Origin of the sequence: Photorhabdus cinerea, from assembly GCF_011189575.1 — a bacterium.
Taxonomy (GTDB): domain Bacteria; phylum Pseudomonadota; class Gammaproteobacteria; order Enterobacterales; family Enterobacteriaceae; genus Photorhabdus; species Photorhabdus cinerea.
Genome location: NZ_PUJW01000011.1, coordinates 139259 through 161564, shown reverse-complemented (window position 1 = coordinate 161564; position 22306 = coordinate 139259). Strand labels below are relative to the sequence as shown.

The window sequence follows — 22306 nt, the reverse complement described above, 5'->3', positions numbered from 1 at the left end:
TATTTTAAGTGTTCGGCAATACTGTTGCTATGCGACAATCATAACGAGTGCTATATACTTTACGTAGACGGCTCTCTTTATTTATTCCGACTTCTTGTCTGACTGTGAGAGTTCCATTTCGTTTTTGAGTGACAACATGATGATGCTTTGTTTCCTGTCGTAAAAATCTTGCTTCATCAATTGCCGCCGATATATCAGTGAAGATTGTCATTGCTTAATCTCCTGAGTTTCTTTAATTTCTCATCAAATTCAGTCTTGATCGCTTTGCACTCTTCGATAGTCCATCTATGACGATCATGATTACTCTCAATATCTTCAACAGCCTCAATACCAATGCGATCAATAAGCTCAATCCGATATGGAACCAGGTTCCCCGAGTGATGCCGATTGCAGACAATACATTGTTTATGTATTTGTCTTATATCAAAGCGTAATTGCGGCGCTGCTGATGTCGTTCTATAGTGCCCTGCGTCCCATTGTGATGATTCTGTAGTGCCGCATGAAATACACGGCTTATCTTTATCCCGATATCTGATATATGCATTAACAGAACGCTGGGCTTGCTGAATAAAATAACTTCTTGGCTTTACTGCTAACGAATTAAATTCAAAAGATGATATCTTATTTTTGAACAACTTTAGACAAGACGATCCATTAGCTCTTGCTATAGAAATAAGAAATAAAGAATGGGTTGGATATAATCCTGATGATAAATCAACCCGAGGTAATCAAGAGAGTATCATAATAGCTCTTGTTGATCGGGGTTTTTCAAAGAAACAAGCTGAATGTATAGAGCTTGTTGCGTGTCCAATAAAGAGATAACGTTACTATCAGGGTATATTCTTATGCCAATATCGCTCTTGTAATTTGAACGTACATAGGAGTAAACAAAATGGCTAAAAATTTTATTCGTCTACCCGAAGTTCAACGCAGAACTGGTTATAGCAAGGCGTGGATTTACAGACTTATCGCAGATGATAAATTCCCAAAGCAAGTTAAAATAGGTACTCGCTCAGTCGCTTTTGTTGAATCAGAAATTGATGGCTGGATAGATCAACGTATCGCTGAATCTCGCGGTGAGGTAATGTAATGAAAAAATTTATATTACCTACTGACGAACAGAAGAAATATGTTCTTTCCGTTTATGGAGAATTCGAGCGAAGAATAAGGGAAGCAGAGAGAAAAAGATTAACGAGTATATCGAGAGGACATTGCCACAAATTAGAAAGTCTAGGTCTATTTCCCCCTCGCTGTCATTTTGGTCGTAATTCCTGCGCGTGGCTTTTAAGTGATGTTTTATGGTGGATACGTAATCCTCCAACTATAGAAAACGTGAATAACCCATAGTGATTCTTGTTAAGTAAATTTTGACAAAAAATGTATTAAGAAATGTTAAATATATCGTCAACTACATTTTTAATAACTGACGGTTAAATTTATGATCAACAAACGTTTAAAAGCCGCTCGTTTGCGTGCAAAGATCACGCAAGAAAAACTTGGAATTGCAGCTGGCATAGATGAAAAGTCAGCACGAGCGAGAGTATCACAGTATGAAAATGGAACCCATCAGCTAACCTTCGAAATAATGTGTGCATTTTCCAAAGTATTAAACGTTCCTGAGTGCTATTTTTATATTGTAGATGATAATTTTTCTGATGTTGTTTTAACTATTCATCAGATTTTAGTGAATTACAAACACACTTCTAAAAATTGAATACTGTTTGAGACAGCACTGACACCTAATAATGGCGCTAACCGTATCCAGAGGTTAAGAGGTTAAATATCACCGCGACAATACATGTGGGAGAAAATGGAAATAGGTATATTCACCTGTCAGGGCATGCAGGTCTTAGACGCCTTGTCAGGGGAACACGATACGGTGCCAATCCCCCCCTAAAATGCTGGCAATGGGGATAGGCTAGCAAGGTCTTAATTCAAGTATTGTTAAAAGTGTTAGATTCTGTATTATCTTTTCTATTGGTTACCGAGTGATGGAAAGTATTTTTAAGGATGAATATACCTTAGCCGATTTTATCGGCAACATAACAATGGATATGGCTAAAACAGCTATTATTGCTGTTGCCGGAATAGTTTTGGTTACTGGTATTTTGGTAGCTTATGATTTAGACATTCTTGACAAAAAATATGGAATAAGTGAAAAATTAATAGCATTTTTAAGAGAAGCAATGAAAAGAACACCAGAAGCGGAATTACAATATTTTTTAATGGATTAGGAAGGTTGAGGTGAATAGTAAATATTTTAAAGCATTAGGAGGGATGATACTATTATTAATAGTGACATTTATATGGATGTCGCCCACAACTTATGCCAAAGACATTAAATTATGTGAGTAAAAAATTTTATAAATATTCTGTCCTCATGTTTTCGCCTGTTTAGACTCTGATTTTTAGGGGCTTTCCTATTATTTTTTATGGTATTAAATAGCCCTTTCCGTAAAAAATCACTAACCGCAGAAACACCATGAACAAATTACTTCAATTGCGCCAAAGGATGGTTATACCGTTATCCCTGAACTGATCTTGTGAACGGTGGCGGCAGTAAAAAAGCCAAAGGTTTTCTGGCTTATCCCCGTGACACCAAAAACGACAAGACGCGTGATTTTGCTACCCTGCAAGCTGGAAGCCCCTCCCCCTTGAGGACGATAGTCTGATTAATCTCTGAAAATTATTAATCCAGGCTCCAGTTATTTACAGAATTCTATCAATTAACGATTATGACTTAAGAAATCTTCTACACCACCCTATTCAATACTCATCGGAATTAAATAATTCACACATATGAATAGTATCTCATAGTTATATTAACTTATATTTAAAATTGATTTATCAAATAGTAATAATATTTTATTTTCCCAACAAATTAAATGTAATCAGTAAAAAAATCAGTTAAATAATTAAAAATTTCCATATCAGATATATCCCGCTCATTTTCTACCAACCGTTCAATTTGTCTTAACAGCACAATAGCACAAAAGTTTCCAATTGATAAATAACCCTCCCCTATTGCAGAATAAAATATCGTTAATTATGTTGACCATATTTACCCAAAATGTAATCTACAATGAAATATATAATTAACCGATTCTCGTAATAAAAATACCGATAATAATTATATTTCCGAAAAACTTGTCATTGCGGGTAGTAACGTATTAAACTGATTGCATAATTCAAACATATCAAGTTCGAAACCTAAAAATTAAAAAAAGGAATTATAATATGAGAAATAACGTAACTATATCATCTCAGATTATTAACACATTAACAGTAAGCAATGAGCCATGGGGAATCAAAGATAAAAATTCATGCTTCATTTATGGTAATCTGGCATTAAAATCTCTTCAGAATTTTTCAAATTCATTTGAATACGAGGGACATTATGAAAATGAGCTTCCTTGGGATAGTTCTAAATTTGCAGAAGAATTTATTAATCATGATAAAAAAGTGATGGAAAAAGAGCAAACGATATGCTCACTAGAAACACATATATTTGGCAAAACACAAATTCTATCATCTTATTTTTTTGAAAAATCACCTTTTTATCACGAAGATGGAAGTTGCATGGGAGTAATATATCATGGGTGGAAAGCAAAAGACTATTCATTAACTTGTCTACATCAATATCATGACAAATTACCTGCATCGATAATGTTCCAACCACCCACTGATCTTTTTACTCAACGTGAATGGGATATTATTTTTCTTTTTTTACAGAAAAAGACCAAAAAACAGATTGGACAGATATTGAATATTACCTATCGTACTATTGAATCTCATATGGTTCAGATATATCGAAAAACAGGCATTAACTCCAGCCAACAGCTAGAAGAATATTGTCTGGCTAATAATTTTAATCACTTTATACCAGAGAAATTTATATTGTCTTAGATTACGTATTAATTCCCAGTTTCTATATACTTCCTTTGTCTATTATTAATGGACAAAACAATCAGTTCCATTGGAATATATTTTTATTTACAAATATCATAATTATATTCAATAATTTTTTAAAGGTTATTTATGAGTGAATCAGGATGTCAAAAATCTCCTATTATTACCTCTCAGTTAACGAATACATGGGACAGAAGTTCCGAGGCATGGTTTGTAAAAGATAAAGAATTACGTTTCATTTATGCAAATACAGTATTTATTAAAGCCAGCAAGTTACCTGAAAACTTTAATGTTATCGGATATACTGATAAAGAATTACCTACACCATTTAATTGTTTTGCTCACCTTTTTGAACAGCATGATCGTAAAGTCTTAGAATGTATGCAACGGATATCATCTATTGGGATTTATCCTCAAGGCAGCGATCAACGACCCAAATCCTATTTTTGTAATAAATACCCACTAATGGATGAAAATAATCAATGTATTGGAGTAATATCCCACGCCAAAGAAATAGACCATTTTGCAGTATCTCATTACATCAAGAATAACACCTCTATATCTATTCGGCTTAAGCCACCTAACGATATATTAACAAAGAAAGAATGGATTATTATTTTTCTATTCTGTCGCGGTATCAGCAATAAATGCATTGCCGATGAAATGAAAATTTCATGCCATACTGTAGAAAAATATTTTGAATGTATCTATAAGAAGCTATCAGTCGGTTCAGCTATTGAATTAAGACTATTTTGCAAAGAAAATGGTTATGATACATTTATTCCATCAAAATATTTTAAACCTATAGGCCATTTTTTATTATAAATGTTCGAGTTTACTATTATGTATTTTTATATTGGTTATTTAGTTAACCTGAATTACTAATGAGATGTGTATAGATTTAACAGAATAACTTTATATCAATAAATATAATTTATGATTCACATATTATGTCTTTTACTTTTTGCCAACGATTTTCAACATCAGGGTAATAATTGATAATTATAGAATACAATCGGCCAATATACATCTGACCTAACATTACTAGTGCTTTACCGAGTGTATTGTAAGGTCATCATAATGGTTAAATTTTTTGTAAATTCCTTTGCAGTATATATCACTATTCAGCAAACAGACTCCACAGTAAAATATCTTAATTTGGAGAAATCAAGCTAATTTTTTCGTTCTAATGCTTATTACGCCTGTGCTGTCAAGATAAAAAGCCATTAATACAAACCACAGAATTAACGAGGTAAGGCTCCGATTGTTACAGATATCTAAATGGAATTTGAAATGCAACTTTATCTTTCGCAACTATACTGTTCTAAGTAAGTTTTCTATTTAATTATGCTTTAAAAACTAAATTCAGAAGAATGTAGCTAACCTTAATTTTATTTAAGAATAGCTATTTAAGAAGTTCCTTGCTCTTCCGGACTGAAACGCTCTGATAGTCAATCCTGCCGCCATATTCAACAAAAAGCTTATCGAATTACGATACTTAGAATGTTACATTTAAGAAAAAATCTTTAACTAATTCAGCACTATTTTAATTAGATCTATTTCCCCGGTATTATTCTGTTCCGAAGGAATAATACCTTTTATTTCATCCTGTTATAAGTATCTGTTATCAGAATAACTCTTAGATCTTCAATTCATGACAGAACATTTATGACACAGATCACTTATTGATCAATAGATTAAAAATCCAACTCATTAACCTGACTACTTAATAAATAGAACAAATAATCTCTATACAAAATAGTATTAACAGTGATATTTATTACCATTGAACATTACTTTGAAAAACAATAAAGAGTTTAATTAATAAATATATGTATTTTGACGAATAAATTATTATATTCTATTATATGACCAAGCTATTTTAAGTAGAATCAGGAAATAACCCCATCTCATATAACGGCTTGAATAATAGTTTAGGATCTGCAATGAAAAATATAAGAAACAAACCTAATAATATCACTCCACAATTAATCTATACGTGGGAAAGAAGTGATGAACCCTGGGGAGCTAAAGATCTCCAGTCACGATTTATCTATGCCAATCCCGCTTTCTATCGACTACTCAATCTGCCTGAAGATTTCGATATTACAGGGCTTTCAGTCAGTGAATTACCTTCTCCTGTTGCAGAATATGAAAGAGAATTCCGCCGTCAGGATCAAAAAGTTATTCAAACTATGCAACGGGTAACCTCGCTAGAAACACATCCACTTGGAGAAAATAGGGTTAAGCAAACTTACCTCTGTAATAAATATCCGCTTTGTGATGAAAATGGTGACTGTATTGGTATTACCTTTCATATATACAAAACACAGGATTTTTCTGTTTCTTATTATTATGAAAAAACATTGCCAGAAACGCTAAAGTTTATACCACCTAACGATATACTGACTCAAACTGAATGGGAAGTTCTCTTTTTAACTCTGCGTTCAGTGGATAAAGAACACATCAGTGAAGAATTAATGATAAGTACAGAAGATGTTGTTAATCATATTCAGTCTATTTACCAAAAATTTAACTTACCTAAGCATAAAGAACTAACGGATTTCTGTAAGGAAAATAAATTTGATCTTTATATTCCAGAAAGATTTATCACTATTGGTAGCATAGAGCTAAATTGATCATAAACTCAGATATTAAGAGTTAAACTCAAAAACTGTCAAAACGGAATGATAATATGAAGAATAAATTAACTATCTCATCCCAAGTCATTAACACAATGCAGCAAAGTAATGACCCTTGGGGAATAAAAGACAAAAATTCATGCTTTATTTATGCTAATCAGGCATTTAAATATCTCCAAAATTTTCCAAATTCCTTTGAATATGAAGGACTTTTCGATGACGAACTTCCCTGGGATGGTGCTGAATTTGCAGAAGAGTTTATTGCTCATGATAAAAGTGTAATGACAAAAGAACAAAGAGTATGTTCACTTGAAACACATGTATTTGGGAAAGAACAAATTCTGTCCTCTTATTTTTTTGAAAAATCCCCTATTTATCATGATGATGGCAGTTGTATAGGCATTATGTTTCATGGTTGGCCAGCCCAGGATTTTTCATTAACCCGTCTATACCACGGAAAACTCCCCGCATCAATTATGTTTCAACCACCGACTGATCTTTTCACCCAACGAGAATGGGATATTATTTTCCTCTCTTTACAAAAGTATACCAGTAAACAAATGGGGCGAGTATTGAATATCTCCTACCGTACTGTTGAAACCCATATGTCACGGATATATAAAAAGATCGGCGTGAGTTCTAGCTATCAATTGGAAGAATATTGTCGCTTTAATGATTATGATCTCTATGTGCCAGAAAGATTTGTGCACCCGGAAAGCAGAATGTTTCTTTAACCCATAGATTTATAAAGGATTTTCTACCAACATGAAGAAGAACTATGTAATATCACCTCAAATTATTAACACAATGGAGATGAGCAATGAACCATGGGGAATAAAAGATAGTTCTTCAAATTTTATTTATGGTAATTCAGCAACAAAAAAATCCATTCATAATTTCAAAGAATCGTTTGATTACGAAGGGCTTGATGATCATGAACTTCCCTGGGATGGTGCTGAATTTGCAAAAGAATTCATTGTCCACGATAAAAATGTCATGACCGAAGGACAGAGAGTATGTTCACTTGAAACACATGTATTTGGCAAAGAGCAAACTCGGTCCTCTTATTTTTGTGAAAAGCTGCCTTTTTATCACGAAGATGGGAGCTGCATAGGAATTATGTATCATATGTGGAAAGCTAAAGAGTACTCATTGGCCCACTTATATCAATATTATGACAAACTACCCTCTTCCATTATACTCCAACCACCAAATGATCTTTTTACTCTACACGAGTGGGATATCATCTTCTTATTCTTACAGAAACACTCCAGAAAACAGATTGGACAGATACTGAATATTGCCTATCATGCTGTTGAGACTCATATGACCCGAATATATCGTAAGGTTAGTGTTCATTCCAGTCAGCAACTGGAAGAATACTGTCTGGTCAATAACTTTAACCACTTTATACCAGAGAAATTTTTATTGTCTTAGATTACGTATTAATTCCCAGTTTATATATGCTACCTTTGTCCATTATTTATTGATAAAATAGATAGCTCTGCGGGAATATGTTTTTCTTCATAAAGAATATACCTACATTCAATAGGTTAAAAAACAATAATTACCTCGAAGGATATGTATGAGTGAATCAGCATTTAGAAAAGTCCCTTTTATTACCCGTCAGTTCACAAATATGTGGGATAGAAGCCCTGACGCATGGTTTGTAAAAGACAATGAATCCCGTTTTATTTATGCAAATACGGTGTTTATAAAAGCCAATAAGTTACCTGAAAACTTTGATGTTGTCGGATATACTGATGAACAATTACCAACGCCAGTCAATGGTTTTTCCCACCATTTTAAAGAACATGATCGTCATGTCTTAAAATGTATGCAACGAATATCATCTATTGGGACTTATCCTCAAGGTAATGGTCAACGACCTAAATCCTATTTTTGTGAAAAATATCCCTTGATGGATGAGAATAATCAATGTATGGGAATTATTTGCCATGCTAAAGAAGTAGAGCATTTTACCGTATCTCATTATATGAAGAATAGTACACCTATATCGATCAGCTCCAGGCCCCCGAATGATATTTTAAAAGAAATTGAATGGATCATGATTTTTCTATTTTGCTGCGGTATTAATAACAAAGATATGGCCAATGAAATGCATATGTCATGCCGCACTGTAGAAAAATATTTCGAAAATATCTATGAAAAATTGTCTGTCAGCTCAACTATGGAATTACGCTCACTTTGTAAAGAAAATGGTTATGACCTATATGTTCCACCAAGATATTCTCTATCTATAGGTCATTTTCTACTGTAAGCAATCGATTTTGCTATTATTTTTTCTCTTTGAATATATTGACAATTTGAGTAATAACTAGGAATACAATCAATGATATTGCAGATTCTTCTACTCCATCAAGTTATAAATCTTGACACTGACTCTTTATACTCCAAATATGTTAAAACGTTTTAAATAACTGATAATATACCGCCCATTGTGGCGGATGTAGCGCCTCTAAAATAACCCTCTACTTATCTGACTTCTGATCACTACAAGGCAAGGCGATAGCCCGCGCACAACTTTCACTCAAAACTCGCATCACCGTTTCCGCACCACTTCGATTAGGATTTATTCGTATCATCCGCTTTTCTAAAGTGGAATCAGATTGACGGAATGTACCAGATAACCGGTAAAACAACGGTGGAATTTCGAACTTTGATTCAGCACCAACCGGATAAGGCAGCGCACCAAGTTCATGTGCAAAGCAAAGGACTTGTTCTGCAATCTCGTCATAAAATTCTACCAACAATACTTTAGATTGTGCGTTTGCAATCACTGCCTGTTTTACCTGCGGTATTATTCCCTGATTAAGCCAGGTAACCAACGTTTCACTCACTTGAGCCTGCACAGCATGCATTACCGGCGCAAATACCAGCCCGCGCAACACTTCCAATGCCTGAAATCCCTGCACCTGACTTCCTCCGGAATACATACTACGTCGGATGCTGTCGATTGCCGCTTTTTGACCTGCCACCACACCAACACCTTGCGGGCCAAACAATTTAAAACTGGAGAAAGTTGACAACGCAGCACCACATTCACAACCAATATGTTCTACTTTCATAACTGCGTAATTATCATCAACCAGTACCGGTAACGACGCAGCATTCATCAATGAAATTACAGTAGCCAACTCATAAGAATCATCGATTTTCTGGCGCGTATGTTGTACCAACCCGGCTACCGGACGATGTTGCAAAATCGCAGCATGTACTCGTTCAGATTGATTGAAATCAGCCCGTATAAGATTTAAACCCATCTGTCCAGCAATGGTAGCGGTTGTGGGATATAACGGTGCATCATGAACCAACAGAGTATCGCCCACGTTAACTAATGCCGCCAGACCACTGCGTATTGCCCCTGTTCCCGCTCCTTGCACTAATACAGCTGACTCAGCGGAAAAGAAATCTGCAATAACACATTCAACTCGCTGCGTCATCTGTGGTTGGTTCAGTCCCGGAACCAATCCCAAATCTCCAGTAGTCAAGAAATCGGCACCGGGAAAATGGCGGCAGATAATATCAACTAAATGGAACTGTTTTTGCTGTGCCTGTTCCATATTCAAGCTACGTAATGGATGAGTGTTCAATATCTGCTCTCCGACCCTCTCCCTTTCTTGTTGCCATCACAAACATCACAAAATAGAGGGAGAGGATCTATTTATTCAATTAACGAATACCTACCAGATGAATGACGTTAGCCAGAACACCAACCACAATCGTTGCAATAGGCCCAATAGCCATTTCAACTAAAGGACGCTTAGACGTGCGATTAAGCAGATAAATGCCCGCCACCACCATAAATCCCATTCCCGGCAGAATAGCGTTGGAAGCAATCATTCCCCCCACTAATAAGGAAACCTCCAACATGCGGGTAATGACTGTTCGAATATGGTCGCCACAGGCTTTCACGCCAGGATATTTATCCAGCCAGATAGCAATTCTTGCCAGTAGTTTGATTTCCATAAACATAATCACACTGCCAGCAATGAAGGCAATCCACAGGTTATTCGTGGCTAATCCGGCAACAAACACGAATTTCATACCCACCGGGCTATACACCCCGGTAGCAATAGCAGTCATGCCGACTAATGGAACAAAGCTGATTGCCCTGGCCAAAGCCACCAACGTAGCGTTAGCCCCTTCCCCCTGCGCCATCAATTGCAGTGATACCGGCCCTTCTGCCAGCAGACTGAGTGACATCGAAGCTGCCACAGCAGTCAAGCCACCACTCACTACCAATAGCCAGATGTTATTTTGAATACGCTGTATTCGCGTAGAAAATAATCCAACCAACATCTCATTTGCACCTTTAGCTGAAGCTTGTCCATCTCCTGCTTTGGGAGCACGTTCTTTCATTGCAAAGTAGAACATTACAATCATCGAAATCAGGAGCGCTACCCCGTTGGGGTCCAGTTGCACTGGTTTGCTCAGGGCTCCACCAAAACTTAGTGAGCCTATCGCTTTCGTCGCGATATACCCCACCAGTGTCGCAATCAGCACCCATATCCCTTTGCGATATCCATATTGATACGCCACAACAATCGCAGGGAATAACGCAAAGCAGGCAACGATAGGATCGCCAACCTTACTCAGATTGTTCATGAAATTAACGGGTAAATGGGCAAAGATATCAACAACAGATCGTAAACCCGTCATCAAAGCAACGGCATACAATGCCCCCAGGACACCAGAAATCACGAAACCTTTTTTACTGTTTGCGCACCAGGTACCGATCACATCTGTTCCCAGCAACAAGCTATGCACCAAGATAATCGGTGCTGTAAGCGAGAATGGAATGCCAAAACCGATAACCAGACCAAAACTTAAGGCAAAACTGGTCGCCGCTAAGGTTTTACGATTCATACGCCCTTCAAGATGTTCCGGGATTAAAGGGCGCAACCCGTCATGAAATACCGCAATACCACAGTTAGCCATCATGGCTGATATCCCACCAATAACAGCCAGCAAACCCGCTTTAAACGGATCAATTTCCATTAAACGTGTGAAAAATTCGTATTCCATCTTCTATGTCCTTATGAAGAAAAAATAGCCCTGATAATCACCGGGATGACAGCTTCTATATCCTGACCAATAAAACCAAATGCGGTCTTCCCGGCGTTCACATGCGCAATAATCTCTTCGTCAGACAGAATTTTTCCCGGCATACTGAGCGTGACACATTTATCTATACCCACGATAGCAATTGCCATTGCCAAGGCACCCCCACCAGTATTACAGGCACCCAAATAATAATCCGCACTGCCACTCTCCAGTGCCATGGCTGCTTCAATGTCGCTCATTAAGGTAATGGACGAAGCTTTATCTCCAGCCAAACGGCGTAAAGTTTCCACAATTTTTTCTTTCTCAATTTGTCCTCCGATAACAAATCTCATATGTTTTTCCTTTATTTGAAAAATACCGCGGGGTTGTCACGTAACATTAGATCAATTTCTATTTGCGTTAATCCAGCATTCCTCAGCATTGGAACAAAGGTGCGGATTAAATATTCAAAACCATTGCCACCATTGGCCTTAAGATGGGATCGGCGGGTTATATCCATCGATAACATGATACGGTTAAGCAGACCGCGCTGGGACAGTGTCTGTAGCATGGCGACACGTTTTTCATCCGGGTAGTAATCGTTCTTGCCAATCGTGTCAAATTGTATATAAGCCCCCTGTTCAATCATACGCAGGATATTGTCCAGATTGTCCCGCAAGTCACAATGTCCGATAACTACCCGCTCAGCATCTACACCATGCTTTTTCAGTAACGCCAGTTGCTCAAGCCCCATCGTACTTAATGAAGTATGTGTAGAAATGGGGCGTCCAGTTTCCAAATGCGCTATCGCTGCGGCATGAAATACTTTCTCTTCATCAGGTGTGATAACACCCTTACTGGAACCAATTTCCGCAATCACTCCAGCTCTCAGCGTTGTGCCATCAATACCCTGCTCAATTTCAGCGATCATTTCATCCGCCAGTTGCTGGGCAGTGGTATGCGCTACATGCTCAGGAAAAAAGGCAGACTGGTAATAACCCGTTGAGGCAATCACATTAATGCCAGAATTCTGCATCAAATCCAGCATAAACTGTGGATTACGCCCCATGTAACGATTGGTCATTTCCACAATATTGCCTACACCAAGGTTGACCAATGTTTTCATCTCATCACAAATCAAGTCATATTGATCCAGCCGACAATCAATGTTGTTTTTAAATGACGATAAATCAATATGCAGATGCTCATGTGAATAGGTATAGCCAGACGCATCAATCCTATTTTGCTTAGTCATCGGGAAGGCTGTCCGAATAAAATGGTGACAATGAATTTATTCACAGGTCATTTCCCCATTAACAGGAATACGGTTTCCCTGGCTGTCATAAAGTCCTTCCAGCACTGGATGCCCTGACTGGATACCGCTGACCAATGCCACATCACTACGAGTCACAAATATCTGAGTGCGAAAGCACAGCACCACAGCACAGCCAACTGGATATTCACCACCAAGAGAAAAGTGGTAATCAATACTGGTATTATCCATCGGTAACAAATGAGTAGATATAATCTGTCCATTTGGAATGAAGACTAACGCGTTATAAGCCTGCCCGCGGCGATAATGACCGCCTCCATAGCAATAGCTGTTGCCATTAAACCGGTGAGATATTTCCGTCAGATACAGCATAGCAACGCTTTCAGGCTGTTCTCCCTGAAAATTAGCCAGGATTGTGCCTGTCAGTGCATGTCCGGGTTCTGTATGGGTAACACCATACTTTGCGAGTAACGGTAGTGTGCTACAGCTTGATGCCGATGGCGCATTTATCTGCGTCACCTCAACCCCTGCCTGTCGTAAAATGTCTTTTGCTTTTAACAAAGTGAACAAATTTGGTGCAGGCACTGTTCGCTGCTGTGCCTCCTGCCACAATAAGCAAGGAAAATGGGTCAATCCCACTAGTTTTACGCCGGGCATCGCCATAATACGATGAGTAACGGCATTCAATGCCGATAAATGAAAACCTGCTTCCTGACCCGGATAAAGATGATCATGATCATCATAAATTTTTAGCATAATGCACTGCACATGTCCCTGATGCTGCGCAAGACAAGAAATTTCCTCCGCTTTTTCTAAAGAAAACACCGTGATCACTTCCGGGTGTTGCTGTATCACAGTGGAGACCATATTCCGCGGGATCTGCACCAGATGACCAGCATGAATAACTGGGATCTTCCGTCTTATCAATGTCCTTGCTTCCTTGAAATCCACCGCTGTGACACCCCGATAGCCTAATTCTATAAGCTTGCGTGCCAGCCAAGGATTACGCCCAATCTGTTTGGTCATCAGATACAGAGAAATATCATGACACTTCGCTACAGCAAGCAATTTTCTGGCATTTACCAAAACTTGCTCAACATCAATGACATAAGTATCAGGCAGCAAAACCCCTTGCGCCCATAACATATGGGCTGCCTCAATCAATGCCGGATTTTGTTTGTTCAGTGCATTAATAAATATGCTGTACCTCCTGTACTACTTCAGCGGTCAATGCCATTGCAATAAGTTAGATGTTCAAATCATCATTTTTTTGAATATTTGATGGAAAAAAAATTCCCTTCATCTCTGTTGTCGTGCTATTGCTGATCCTTTGCCGCCCAAAGGCTAAACAGGTTTGCCAGCAAATACCCTTCTTCACAGGGATGTAACTGCACGTCAAAATGTGCCAACAGCGAAGCGTTAATCACTTGCAAATGAGAAAAGGCATCAGACTGACGTACTTCCATCAACAGTTCAGTATCCAGTGAACCAATTTGTTCTCCCCGGCGTGAGCGCATCAACGCATTCGCCATATGTGTTATCGCCATTTCCCCCAACGCATTCCTGACGGGGATTTGCCAATCTTGCTCAAGCTGAATCACGACTTTCATCATGCCATCACAAATGTCCTGATCGATGACATTTCCCTGACAGAGCAGATTCAGTCGATTTTCCATTTCATTTTACTCCGTCCATTTTAAATCAGTAACTTGGGTCCTGTTGACCGGCCAGTACTCGTTGTTGATGAACCAATAATTCTGTTTTATCCACTGTGGTACGCAAAAGTTGCTGAATCGGAATATCATCAGCTCTGGTTAAAATTACCGCTTCAGAAGCTTGCATAAAACAGACATTTCCACGCAACGGTACCGCAATCAGCTCCCGGGAACTCAATTCAATTTCTCTGCTAACGTTCCAAATCACGGCATCAATGTCCCCTTTAACTACCTTATACAAACATTCGTGGTAAGAGATATCCACCAACGTGATATCCTGCCCGGCAAAGTACACTTCGGTCATGATCTTCTGGTCGGCAGAACGATTATCTAACCCAACACGACTGATGTTATGCTCTTCACCCTTGCGGTAAATCAGTTGGTGTCCACCAACATAGGTGTGTGGCCCCAATTCAAGTACAGCGAGAACATCACGCTGTTCCAAATAAGTTTGTGCAGCCAGACCTGACACTACAGCCATGTCATAAATACCGTTACGCAGACATTCTACCCGGGCATCCGAACCTCTCATGTGAGCAAAGTAAAACGGAATACCACCAAACTGCGCTTTTAAACCACTCGCCAGCCCTTCGTACAATCGGGTATAAGGTAACGGCATCGCACAAACTACATTACCGATATCAGCATGTGCCAACAGTGCTTTGTGATCCATGCTAACCAGATAACTGCCATTACGCCCCCGCCGATCCAGGCGAACCGCACCAGAATTCTCCAGTTTTTTTAATGCAAATTGTACCAATCCAACAGACAGCGCATAGTCAGATGCCAGCTCATCAATAGTCTTTAAACGATTACCACAGCACTCACCTAGCAGATAACGCGCCAGATACGCCTGAGCAACCCCCTCTTTTTTAAGCAGCTCACGACTCATAATTATTCTTCATTTTTTTGAATGTATTTATATCCAACTTAAGAGGATAAATAACAATCGGAAAATAACAAAAATGCGAATCAAGTCACGAATAAGGGGGTGATTTTTACAATTGAGGAAGAGAATCTGCCTTACCTTTGTACTGAGGCAACTCAGGAGGGAAATTCCTGTTAGTGGGTGAAAATTGCTCGCTCAGTGTCTGGTTTCTGCTTCAGCCGCCAAGCCAGCAAGAAGGGTTATATCAATTGGGGTGAATTACAGTATCTCAGGGCAATCAATGTCGATTTAAAGAAAAAATGGACGCCTATAAGGCGTTCATTCCAGACAATGGTTATTACTGTAGCCCTATTTTCTGGATTATGGATATACCCGTTATCTTTCAAGTTGCCTCTTTGTTGGCTGCACTCACTCACCCCGGTCACAGAGTTATCTATGCTCCCGGGGATTCGCTCCCTTGCCGTCGCGATCCATCTTGAAATCCATTGGGTATAAACCGTTAATCAAATCATTAGCAATCAACCAATAAGATGATAATCAACAGAAAAAATAGGCAAAATACCATACATAATCCCGGATAAGATGACCTTTGTGTATGCGCCCTTAACAGGCGCATACATCAGAATCACTTATTCAACTGAACAAGCATCAGCCCTTGGGATATAATCAAAGTGTAATTCTCGATACCGATTCCTTTTTATGCTCCAAACACCGTGAAAACGTTCTGCATTACTGGCGGTATACCTCACCGTGTGGCGAATGTTACTGTGTCCAAGATAATCTTGTATCAGCCGGGTATCCACTCCCCTGTCAGCAAGAGCAAAACCACAGGCATGGCGCAACATATGTGGATGGGAACCTACTGAAATATTAGCCTGTCGCCCTAATTGGTTAATCAATTGATAAATACGCTGACGTGTAAGCGGTTTTCCGGAGCGTGACAAAAATAACCAATCGCTTTCCGCACCTCGAAAAGTTTTACGTACTTCAAGCCACGCGTTAATCGCCTTGATTTCATAACCCAAGAGGGGATGGTTTGTACAAAACCCGCCTTTTAAGCGACGAATATACAAACTTCCATCATCCAAATCCAAGTCGGATAACCGTAAATACCTGGCTTCACTAACACGTAAGCCATGAACAAAACTCATGTATACCAGGCAATAGTCGCGCTCACCATTAGCACTACTTTTTGCCACTGCCAGCATACTTTCCACTTCGTATTGTGTTAGATGTCTACGTTGACGCATTATGGTCTATCCCAAATATTTTTTATCTCAACGCATGTAATATTTTGCGTTATCTGTAACTGATTCAGACCAGGAACCAACCTTAAATCCCCTATGGTAAAAATGTCTAAACGAAATTGCTTTTGCTGTGCCTGAGCTTCGCTCAAGTTGTGTAATTGATAGGTATTCAATGTCTGTTCTCCGGTAGCCCCCTATATTCTTACCATCATAAGATGAAAAGAAAAATACTGATTCAATTAACCATCACTCGCTAAATAAGTTGATCTGTCTGAAAAAACAACAGAAATTATCATAATAAGCCCAACAATCATTTTAACAAAGGATAGGCCAATCAGATCGATTTTTGCTTCAAATCACGCAGGGTCTCGGTAAATCTTTGCAGGCCCATTTACCGATTATTTGACACAGAAATTACAAGCGCCAGGGAAACAGCTTCTAGCTCTAGTCCGGGAAACAATCGTAGAATTTTCCTCAGTAATGCAGTGAAATATGAAGTTTTTATTGCTATCTCTCGCAGAGGTCAAACAGAGCAAGTATTGGATAAAGCATATATTGCTCATAATGTTGGTATAATTGGTATGATGGCAATTGCATTTACACGTGTATCAATCAATTCACTGGCTGATGTGTACTTTGCATTATATGACAAAACAATTCATTTAACAATTAGAATAAATTATCAGTAAATAATCTAAATAATTTCAATATTAACTACCTATTCCAATGACGTTATTGTTGTAAACCATTATTAAGAATGTGTAGTTAACATCAGCAACGTACAAAAACTGGAGTGCACACGCAGTACGTAAGGAACGATTCACTTAGCTTCCCCGTTAAAGTTCAATTAAAAGTGGGGGCTTTTGTTTAAACGTTGCTCATTTTCGCTCCTTATGACAAAAATGGTAAACAAAATATTCTAATAAGATAAAAATAAAATAATATTGATAGCTATATTTTTCTACATGTGAATATCTTACACAAAAGAATAAATGATTTAATTAACAGATGCAGATAAAATAAAAAAATCTTATCTTTTTACAAATTAATTATTGCAATCCATTATATATTCAGGTTATTTTAAGTGAAATCAGTAAAAAACCACTCAGATAGTTACTTAAATAACAACTAATGAGTTATCATGTCAAATATAAAAAACAAATCGAATAATATCACTATGAAATTAATTTTTATGCAAAAAAAAAGTCATAATCCTTGTGAAACCAAGAGTTGTCAGTCAGAATTTATATATGACAACTCTACCTTTTACCAAAAGCTCGATTTACTTAAAGATCCCAATATAACAGGGTTTTCAATGGGTGAATTGACCTCACATATTGCAAAATATGAAGAGGAATACTACCGCCAGAGTCAAAAAGTTATCCAAACTATTTCAAGAGTGACTTCATTAAATACCCACTCGTTTGAAAAAAATAAAACTAAGCAAACTTGTACCCGTTATGAATATTCACTTTGTAATGACCATGATCGTTGTATCGGTACCACTTTGCAGATGTACAAAGCTCTAAAATTTTCTGTTTCTTACTGAGGTTAATCTCTACGCACCAGAGATATTTTTGCAACCAAAAATCATAATGTTTTCTTAAATCAAAATTTATATAAAAAAATATGACTAGAAAAAATTTTATTATTTCATCTCAAATAATAAACACCTTGGAAACTAGCAACGAACCATGGGGGATAAAAGATAAATCTTCCTGTTTTTTTTATGGAAATAATGCATTGACTAAGCTTCAAAATATAAATTCTAATTATGATTATCAAGGTAAATATGATAGTGATATTCCGTGGCAAGGCAATGAATTCTCTGAATATTTTATTAAACATGATTTGAGGGTGATGGAAAATGAAGAAAGCATTTTATCATTAGAAACACATGTATTTGGACAGGATAGAATTTTATCATCTTATTTCCAAGAGAAACTTCCGCTATATAATGATAATGGTGAATGCATCGGCATCCTTTTCCATGCTTGGCAAGCCCAGAATCATTCACTAACTCGCCTATTTCACAATAAACTACCTGCTTCCGTTATATTTCAATCACCGACTGAACTTCTCACTCAGCAAGAATGGGAAATCGTTTTCCTTTTTTCACATAAATATAGCAAAAAACAAATCAGTCAATTACTTAATATCCCTTACAAAACCATAGGGAAGGATATGAGAAAAATTTATAATAAATTAGATGTAAATTCTGATTTACAACTGGAGGAATACTGCCAAATAAATAGTTTTAATCTCTATGCACCAAAAAGGTTTTTATTGTCTTACTTATAAATGTCGTTTATTTGTTTATTCAAATTTTTTATAAGGTAATAATGTTATAAAGGTCAAATATGAGTCAATCAGGATGTAAAAAAGTCCCTTTTATTACTCCTCAATTAACTAATATGTGGGATAAAAGCTCAGAATCATGGTTTGTGAAAGATAAGGAATTCCGTTTTATTTATGCAAATACAGAGTTTATTAAAACCAATAAGTTACCTGAAAACTTTAATGTTGTCGGATATACTGATGAAGAATTACCTACACCGCTTAATCAATTTGCTCACCTTTTTGAGGAACATGATCGTAAGGTCTTACAATCTATGCAACGAATATCATCGCTTAACACTTATCCTCATAGCAAAAACGAACAATCTATATCCTATTTTTGTAACAAATACCCATTAATGGATGAAAATAAGCAATGTGTTGGTATCATTGCCCATGCCAGAGAAGTGCATAATTTCACCGTGTCTCATTATATAGAGAATGATATTCCTATATCGATTAGATTTCAGCCGCCTAACAATATATTGAAAGAGAAAGAATGGACAGTCCTTTTTTTATTTTGCCGTGGCGTTAACAATAGGTATATCGCCAGAGAAATGAAAATTTCATATCGTACCGTAGAAAAATATTTCGAAAGTATCTATGAGAAACTATCAGTTAACTCAGCTATTGAATTAAGAATATTTTGCAAAGAGAATAATTATGATCTCTACATTCCACCTAAATACTTTAAATCTATAGGCCATATTTTGCTATAAATAATCGATTTTATTATTACATATTCTCTCTATTCTGTTTAACTAATCTGAGTTTTCTCTTAATCTGATATATGGGCAACAACTTGATGTAAAAGAGATCGAGACAGGGAGTCTATAACCCTGTTTCAATCCCGAAATTCCAGCGACCCCAAATCAACGAACAATAACGCCCAACAGAATACCTAATGCGCCAAAGTCAGCATCACTAAATGTCGCGTTGGCAATACCGATATTCCCCAAGACAGGTAATAAGAATACGGGCAGGAAAGTGATCAACAAGCCCTGAGTAAAGGCACCAAGAATAGCTCCTCTGCGGCCACCTGTTGCATTACCGAAAACCCCAGCCGCAGCACCAACAAAAAAGTGTGGCACAACACCCGGAATAACTACTGTCATACCCAATGCATACAGTACAAACATACCGATAATACCCGCAACAAAACTGCTCAAGAAACCTACCAGTACCGCATTAGGAGCGTAAGAGAATACAACCGGACAATCCAATGCAGGTTTAGCATTCGGAACCAACTTGTCGGAAATTCCTTTAAATGCAGGAACAATTTCTGCAATTATCATTCTCACACCTTGTAGAATGATATATACACCGGCAGCAAAGGTAATAGATTGCATTAACGAAAACATAAATCCATTTTTACCACCACTGACTTCTCTTACAAAATCACCACCAGCAAACAAACAGGTGATAATAAAAATAATCGCCATTGTGAAAGCAATAGCAACCGACGTATCACGCAGAAACAGCAAACTTTTCGGAACATTCATCTCTTCCGTTGAATGTTCTTTATTGCCCAGTTTACTCCCAATAAAACCAGACAGGACATAGGAAAGTGTAGAAAAATGCCCAATAGCAACTTCATCAGAACCTGTTACTTTCTTCATATACGGATGAGCAATCGCCGGAAAGAAAACCATAGCAACACCAACAACCACAGAACCTATAACCACTAGCTTAGTTCCGCTGATCCCAGCAGTTGCCAGAATCACTGCCACCATCATGGACATAAACAAGGTGTGATGCCCTGTCAGAAAGATGAATTTCCAGGGTGTAAAACGGGCAATCAGGATATTGATCACCATGGCAAAGAACATAATCATTGCCATTTCTTTACCAAAACTTTTCTGTGCAATGGAAACAATCGCTTCGTTATTTGGTACTACCCCCTGAATACCAAAGGCATGTTGGAAAATTGCAGCAAAATCCCCCAGTGAAGAAACGACTAACCCGGCGCCCGCCCCCAAGATCACAAAACCCATTATGGTTTTTATGGTGCCTTTGATACATTCAGTCACTGGTTTTTTTTGTGCGATCAGACCAATAAGTGCGATAAATCCCACCAAAACCGCAGGTTCTGACAGCACATCACTCATCAGAAAGTGGAAGAATTCCATAGCTACCTCCGGTTACAGTGCACCAAGCTCAGTTAATGCCACGGACAGGCGTTGTTTCATTGCGTTTTTATCCACCATGTTGTCCAGTGCAACAATTTTGCCATTGACTGCCTGAGCAACTAATTGTTCTGCAATATCTTTTGTACCAACAAAAATATCGCTTTGAGTTGCTTTTGCTGACCCCAGATCAACGTGATCAACACTGGCATCTATTCCTATATCCTTCAGGATATTTTTGATGCTCATTTCCATCATCAAGCTGGTACCTAATCCATTTCCGCAAACGACTGTAATTTTCATACTGTTTTCCCATAGCAAAAAATAATGAATTAATATTTGTTGATAACAGAAAGAATCTCTTCTTTACGCTTAGCTCCCATCAATAACTCTGTATCTTGTTGATTATCAAAAAGCGCTGCAAGCTGAGAGATCACTTCGATATGACTGGCACTGTCGATCGCTGCCAACACGATCAGTAATTTAACTGGATCATTTCCTTCAGAACCGAATTCAACTCCCTGGCTAACAACGGTTAATGCTAACGATAATCTGTTCACCCCCTCTTCAGGTCTGGCATGTGGCATAGCAATTCCCGGCCCGACAACGTAATAAGGCCCAATTTCTTCATGAGAACGATAAATAGCATCAATATAACGGGGAGAAATTGCACCATTTTCCACCAACGGTTGGCAAGCAACCGCGATAGCTTCTCGCCAATCTTTAATATTCGGGATCAATTGGATCACATCTTTGGTGAGTAAAGTTTTTAGCATCAGCCTCTCCTGGTCGAAACTTTATTCTGTTTAATGATGTTCAGCTTTGTCAGGAAATGAAGCAGATCGTCAAAACACCCTAAATCCGGCTCTGGCATCTCAAACCATATCATTCACAATATGAATATATTTCATCCTTATTCTGCTAAACCTAACTTCAAATTCGCTTTCTGGTGATATTAGTCACAAATGGTAGCGCTATCTACCATCATAAGTCATTATTGTGATAGCGCTATCATTTGTTATCTGAATGATTTACCAGAATGGCCACGCCCATCATGTTTTTTTCCCCCACGATTTACTTGAGATAAGGTAGAATCCCATC

Annotated in this window: 25 protein-coding genes and 3 pseudogenes; 15 read left to right on the top strand and 13 right to left on the bottom strand. The window is 37.8% G+C overall.

Features of this window, described 5'->3' with window-relative positions:
* Positions 1-4: 4 nt before the first annotated feature.
* Positions 5-211, bottom strand: coding sequence for a hypothetical protein (locus C5469_RS12595; RefSeq protein WP_166306919.1), 207 nt, complete (start codon positions 209-211; stop codon positions 5-7).
* Positions 195-596: pseudogene (locus C5469_RS12590) on the bottom strand (recombination protein NinG); the annotation flags it as partial. The pseudogene C5469_RS12590 and the gene C5469_RS12595, both read right to left, overlap by 17 nt.
* 296 nt (positions 597-892) lie before the next feature.
* Here C5469_RS12590 and C5469_RS12585 point away from each other — a divergent pair.
* The 10 genes and pseudogenes from C5469_RS12585 (at position 893) to C5469_RS12540 (ending at position 8832) form a co-directional block, all read left to right on the top strand.
* Complete coding sequence (locus C5469_RS12585; RefSeq protein ID WP_166306916.1) at positions 893-1090, top strand: helix-turn-helix transcriptional regulator; 198 nt, start codon at positions 893-895, stop codon at positions 1088-1090.
* Positions 1090-1347, top strand: coding sequence for an AlpA family phage regulatory protein (locus tag C5469_RS12580; protein WP_166306913.1), 258 nt, complete (start codon positions 1090-1092; stop codon positions 1345-1347). The genes C5469_RS12585 and C5469_RS12580 overlap by 1 nt, the downstream gene beginning before the upstream one ends.
* Positions 1348-1438: 91 nt before the next feature.
* A complete protein-coding gene (locus C5469_RS12575; protein ID WP_166306910.1) occupies positions 1439-1714 on the top strand; it encodes a helix-turn-helix domain-containing protein in 276 nt (91 codons plus the stop codon).
* 68 nt (positions 1715-1782) lie between these two features.
* Positions 1783-2248 (top strand): annotated as a pseudogene (locus tag C5469_RS12570) (hypothetical protein).
* Positions 2249-3237: 989 nt separating this feature from the next.
* Positions 3238-3906: a PAS and helix-turn-helix domain-containing protein gene (locus tag C5469_RS12565; protein ID WP_166306907.1), complete on the top strand. Its 669-nt coding sequence runs from the start codon at positions 3238-3240 to the stop codon at positions 3904-3906.
* Between the two features lie 132 nt (positions 3907-4038).
* The gene (locus tag C5469_RS12560; protein ID WP_166306904.1) at positions 4039-4734 is read left to right on the top strand and encodes a helix-turn-helix transcriptional regulator; all 696 of its coding nucleotides are present in this window, start codon (positions 4039-4041) and stop codon (positions 4732-4734) included.
* Positions 4735-5855: 1121 nt separating this feature from the next.
* Complete coding sequence (locus C5469_RS12555; protein ID WP_166306901.1) at positions 5856-6548, top strand: PAS domain-containing protein; 693 nt, start codon at positions 5856-5858, stop codon at positions 6546-6548.
* 56 nt (positions 6549-6604) lie between these two features.
* A complete protein-coding gene (locus C5469_RS12550; RefSeq protein WP_166306898.1) occupies positions 6605-7285 on the top strand; it encodes a helix-turn-helix transcriptional regulator in 681 nt (226 codons plus the stop codon).
* A 31-nt stretch (positions 7286-7316) separates the two neighbouring features.
* The gene (locus C5469_RS12545) at positions 7317-7988 is read left to right on the top strand and encodes a helix-turn-helix transcriptional regulator (RefSeq protein ID WP_166306895.1); all 672 of its coding nucleotides are present in this window, start codon (positions 7317-7319) and stop codon (positions 7986-7988) included.
* Positions 7989-8136: 148 nt separating this feature from the next.
* A complete protein-coding gene (locus C5469_RS12540; protein ID WP_166306892.1) occupies positions 8137-8832 on the top strand; it encodes a helix-turn-helix transcriptional regulator in 696 nt (231 codons plus the stop codon).
* 211 nt (positions 8833-9043) lie between these two features.
* Here C5469_RS12540 and C5469_RS12535 read toward each other — a convergent pair whose 3' ends face one another.
* The 7 genes from C5469_RS12535 to yhfZ form a co-directional block, all read right to left on the bottom strand.
* Positions 9044-10165, bottom strand: coding sequence for an aminotransferase class V-fold PLP-dependent enzyme (locus tag C5469_RS12535; RefSeq protein ID WP_166306889.1), 1122 nt, complete (start codon positions 10163-10165; stop codon positions 9044-9046).
* A 79-nt stretch (positions 10166-10244) separates the two neighbouring features.
* The gene (locus C5469_RS12530) at positions 10245-11600 is read right to left on the bottom strand and encodes a YhfT family protein (RefSeq protein WP_166306886.1); all 1356 of its coding nucleotides are present in this window, start codon (positions 11598-11600) and stop codon (positions 10245-10247) included.
* A gap of 11 nt (positions 11601-11611) precedes the next feature.
* Complete coding sequence (locus C5469_RS12525; RefSeq protein ID WP_166306883.1) at positions 11612-11971, bottom strand: DUF2620 domain-containing protein; 360 nt, start codon at positions 11969-11971, stop codon at positions 11612-11614.
* Between the two features lie 11 nt (positions 11972-11982).
* Complete coding sequence (locus tag C5469_RS12520) at positions 11983-12873, bottom strand: phosphotriesterase-related protein (protein ID WP_166306880.1); 891 nt, start codon at positions 12871-12873, stop codon at positions 11983-11985.
* Between the two features lie 36 nt (positions 12874-12909).
* A complete protein-coding gene (locus C5469_RS12515) occupies positions 12910-14091 on the bottom strand; it encodes an alanine racemase (RefSeq protein ID WP_166307063.1) in 1182 nt (393 codons plus the stop codon).
* 116 nt (positions 14092-14207) lie between these two features.
* Complete coding sequence (locus C5469_RS12510; protein ID WP_166306877.1) at positions 14208-14567, bottom strand: PRD domain-containing protein; 360 nt, start codon at positions 14565-14567, stop codon at positions 14208-14210.
* 25 nt (positions 14568-14592) lie between these two features.
* Positions 14593-15498: a GntR family transcriptional regulator YhfZ gene (gene yhfZ / locus C5469_RS12505; RefSeq protein ID WP_166306874.1), complete on the bottom strand. Its 906-nt coding sequence runs from the start codon at positions 15496-15498 to the stop codon at positions 14593-14595.
* A 296-nt stretch (positions 15499-15794) separates the two neighbouring features.
* Here yhfZ and C5469_RS12500 point away from each other — a divergent pair, with 296 nt between their 5' ends.
* Entirely contained in the window at positions 15795-15974 is a 180-nt protein-coding gene (locus C5469_RS12500; protein ID WP_166306871.1) for a hypothetical protein, read from the top strand.
* A gap of 150 nt (positions 15975-16124) precedes the next feature.
* Here C5469_RS12500 and C5469_RS12495 read toward each other — a convergent pair whose 3' ends face one another.
* Positions 16125-16745 (bottom strand): tyrosine-type DNA invertase, encoded by a 621-nt coding sequence (locus C5469_RS12495; RefSeq protein WP_166306868.1) that lies wholly within the window; start codon positions 16743-16745, stop codon positions 16125-16127.
* A 387-nt stretch (positions 16746-17132) separates the two neighbouring features.
* Between C5469_RS12495 and C5469_RS23615 the strand changes: the two are divergent.
* The 4 genes and pseudogenes from C5469_RS23615 to C5469_RS12475 all read left to right on the top strand — a co-directional run.
* Positions 17133-17404, top strand: a pseudogene (locus C5469_RS23615) (phosphoheptose isomerase family protein); the annotation flags it as partial.
* Positions 17405-17883: 479 nt separating this feature from the next.
* On the top strand, positions 17884-18291 hold the full coding sequence (locus C5469_RS12485; protein WP_166306865.1) for a hypothetical protein: 408 nt from the start codon (positions 17884-17886) through the stop codon (positions 18289-18291).
* Positions 18292-18371: 80 nt separating this feature from the next.
* Entirely contained in the window at positions 18372-19043 is a 672-nt protein-coding gene (locus C5469_RS12480) for a helix-turn-helix transcriptional regulator (RefSeq protein ID WP_166306862.1), read from the top strand.
* 59 nt (positions 19044-19102) lie between these two features.
* On the top strand, positions 19103-19798 hold the full coding sequence (locus tag C5469_RS12475) for a helix-turn-helix transcriptional regulator (RefSeq protein ID WP_166306859.1): 696 nt from the start codon (positions 19103-19105) through the stop codon (positions 19796-19798).
* 153 nt (positions 19799-19951) lie between these two features.
* Here C5469_RS12475 and C5469_RS12470 read toward each other — a convergent pair whose 3' ends face one another.
* Genes C5469_RS12470 through C5469_RS12460 form a run of 3 tightly spaced genes read right to left on the bottom strand, consistent with a single transcriptional unit; the run spans position 19952 to position 21981 of the window.
* Positions 19952-21208: a PTS ascorbate transporter subunit IIC gene (locus tag C5469_RS12470; RefSeq protein ID WP_166306856.1), complete on the bottom strand. Its 1257-nt coding sequence runs from the start codon at positions 21206-21208 to the stop codon at positions 19952-19954.
* A 12-nt stretch (positions 21209-21220) separates the two neighbouring features.
* On the bottom strand, positions 21221-21508 hold the full coding sequence (locus C5469_RS12465) for a PTS sugar transporter subunit IIB (protein ID WP_166306853.1): 288 nt from the start codon (positions 21506-21508) through the stop codon (positions 21221-21223).
* A 29-nt stretch (positions 21509-21537) separates the two neighbouring features.
* The gene (locus C5469_RS12460) at positions 21538-21981 is read right to left on the bottom strand and encodes a PTS sugar transporter subunit IIA (protein ID WP_166306850.1); all 444 of its coding nucleotides are present in this window, start codon (positions 21979-21981) and stop codon (positions 21538-21540) included.
* Positions 21982-22306: the final 325 nt, after the last annotated feature.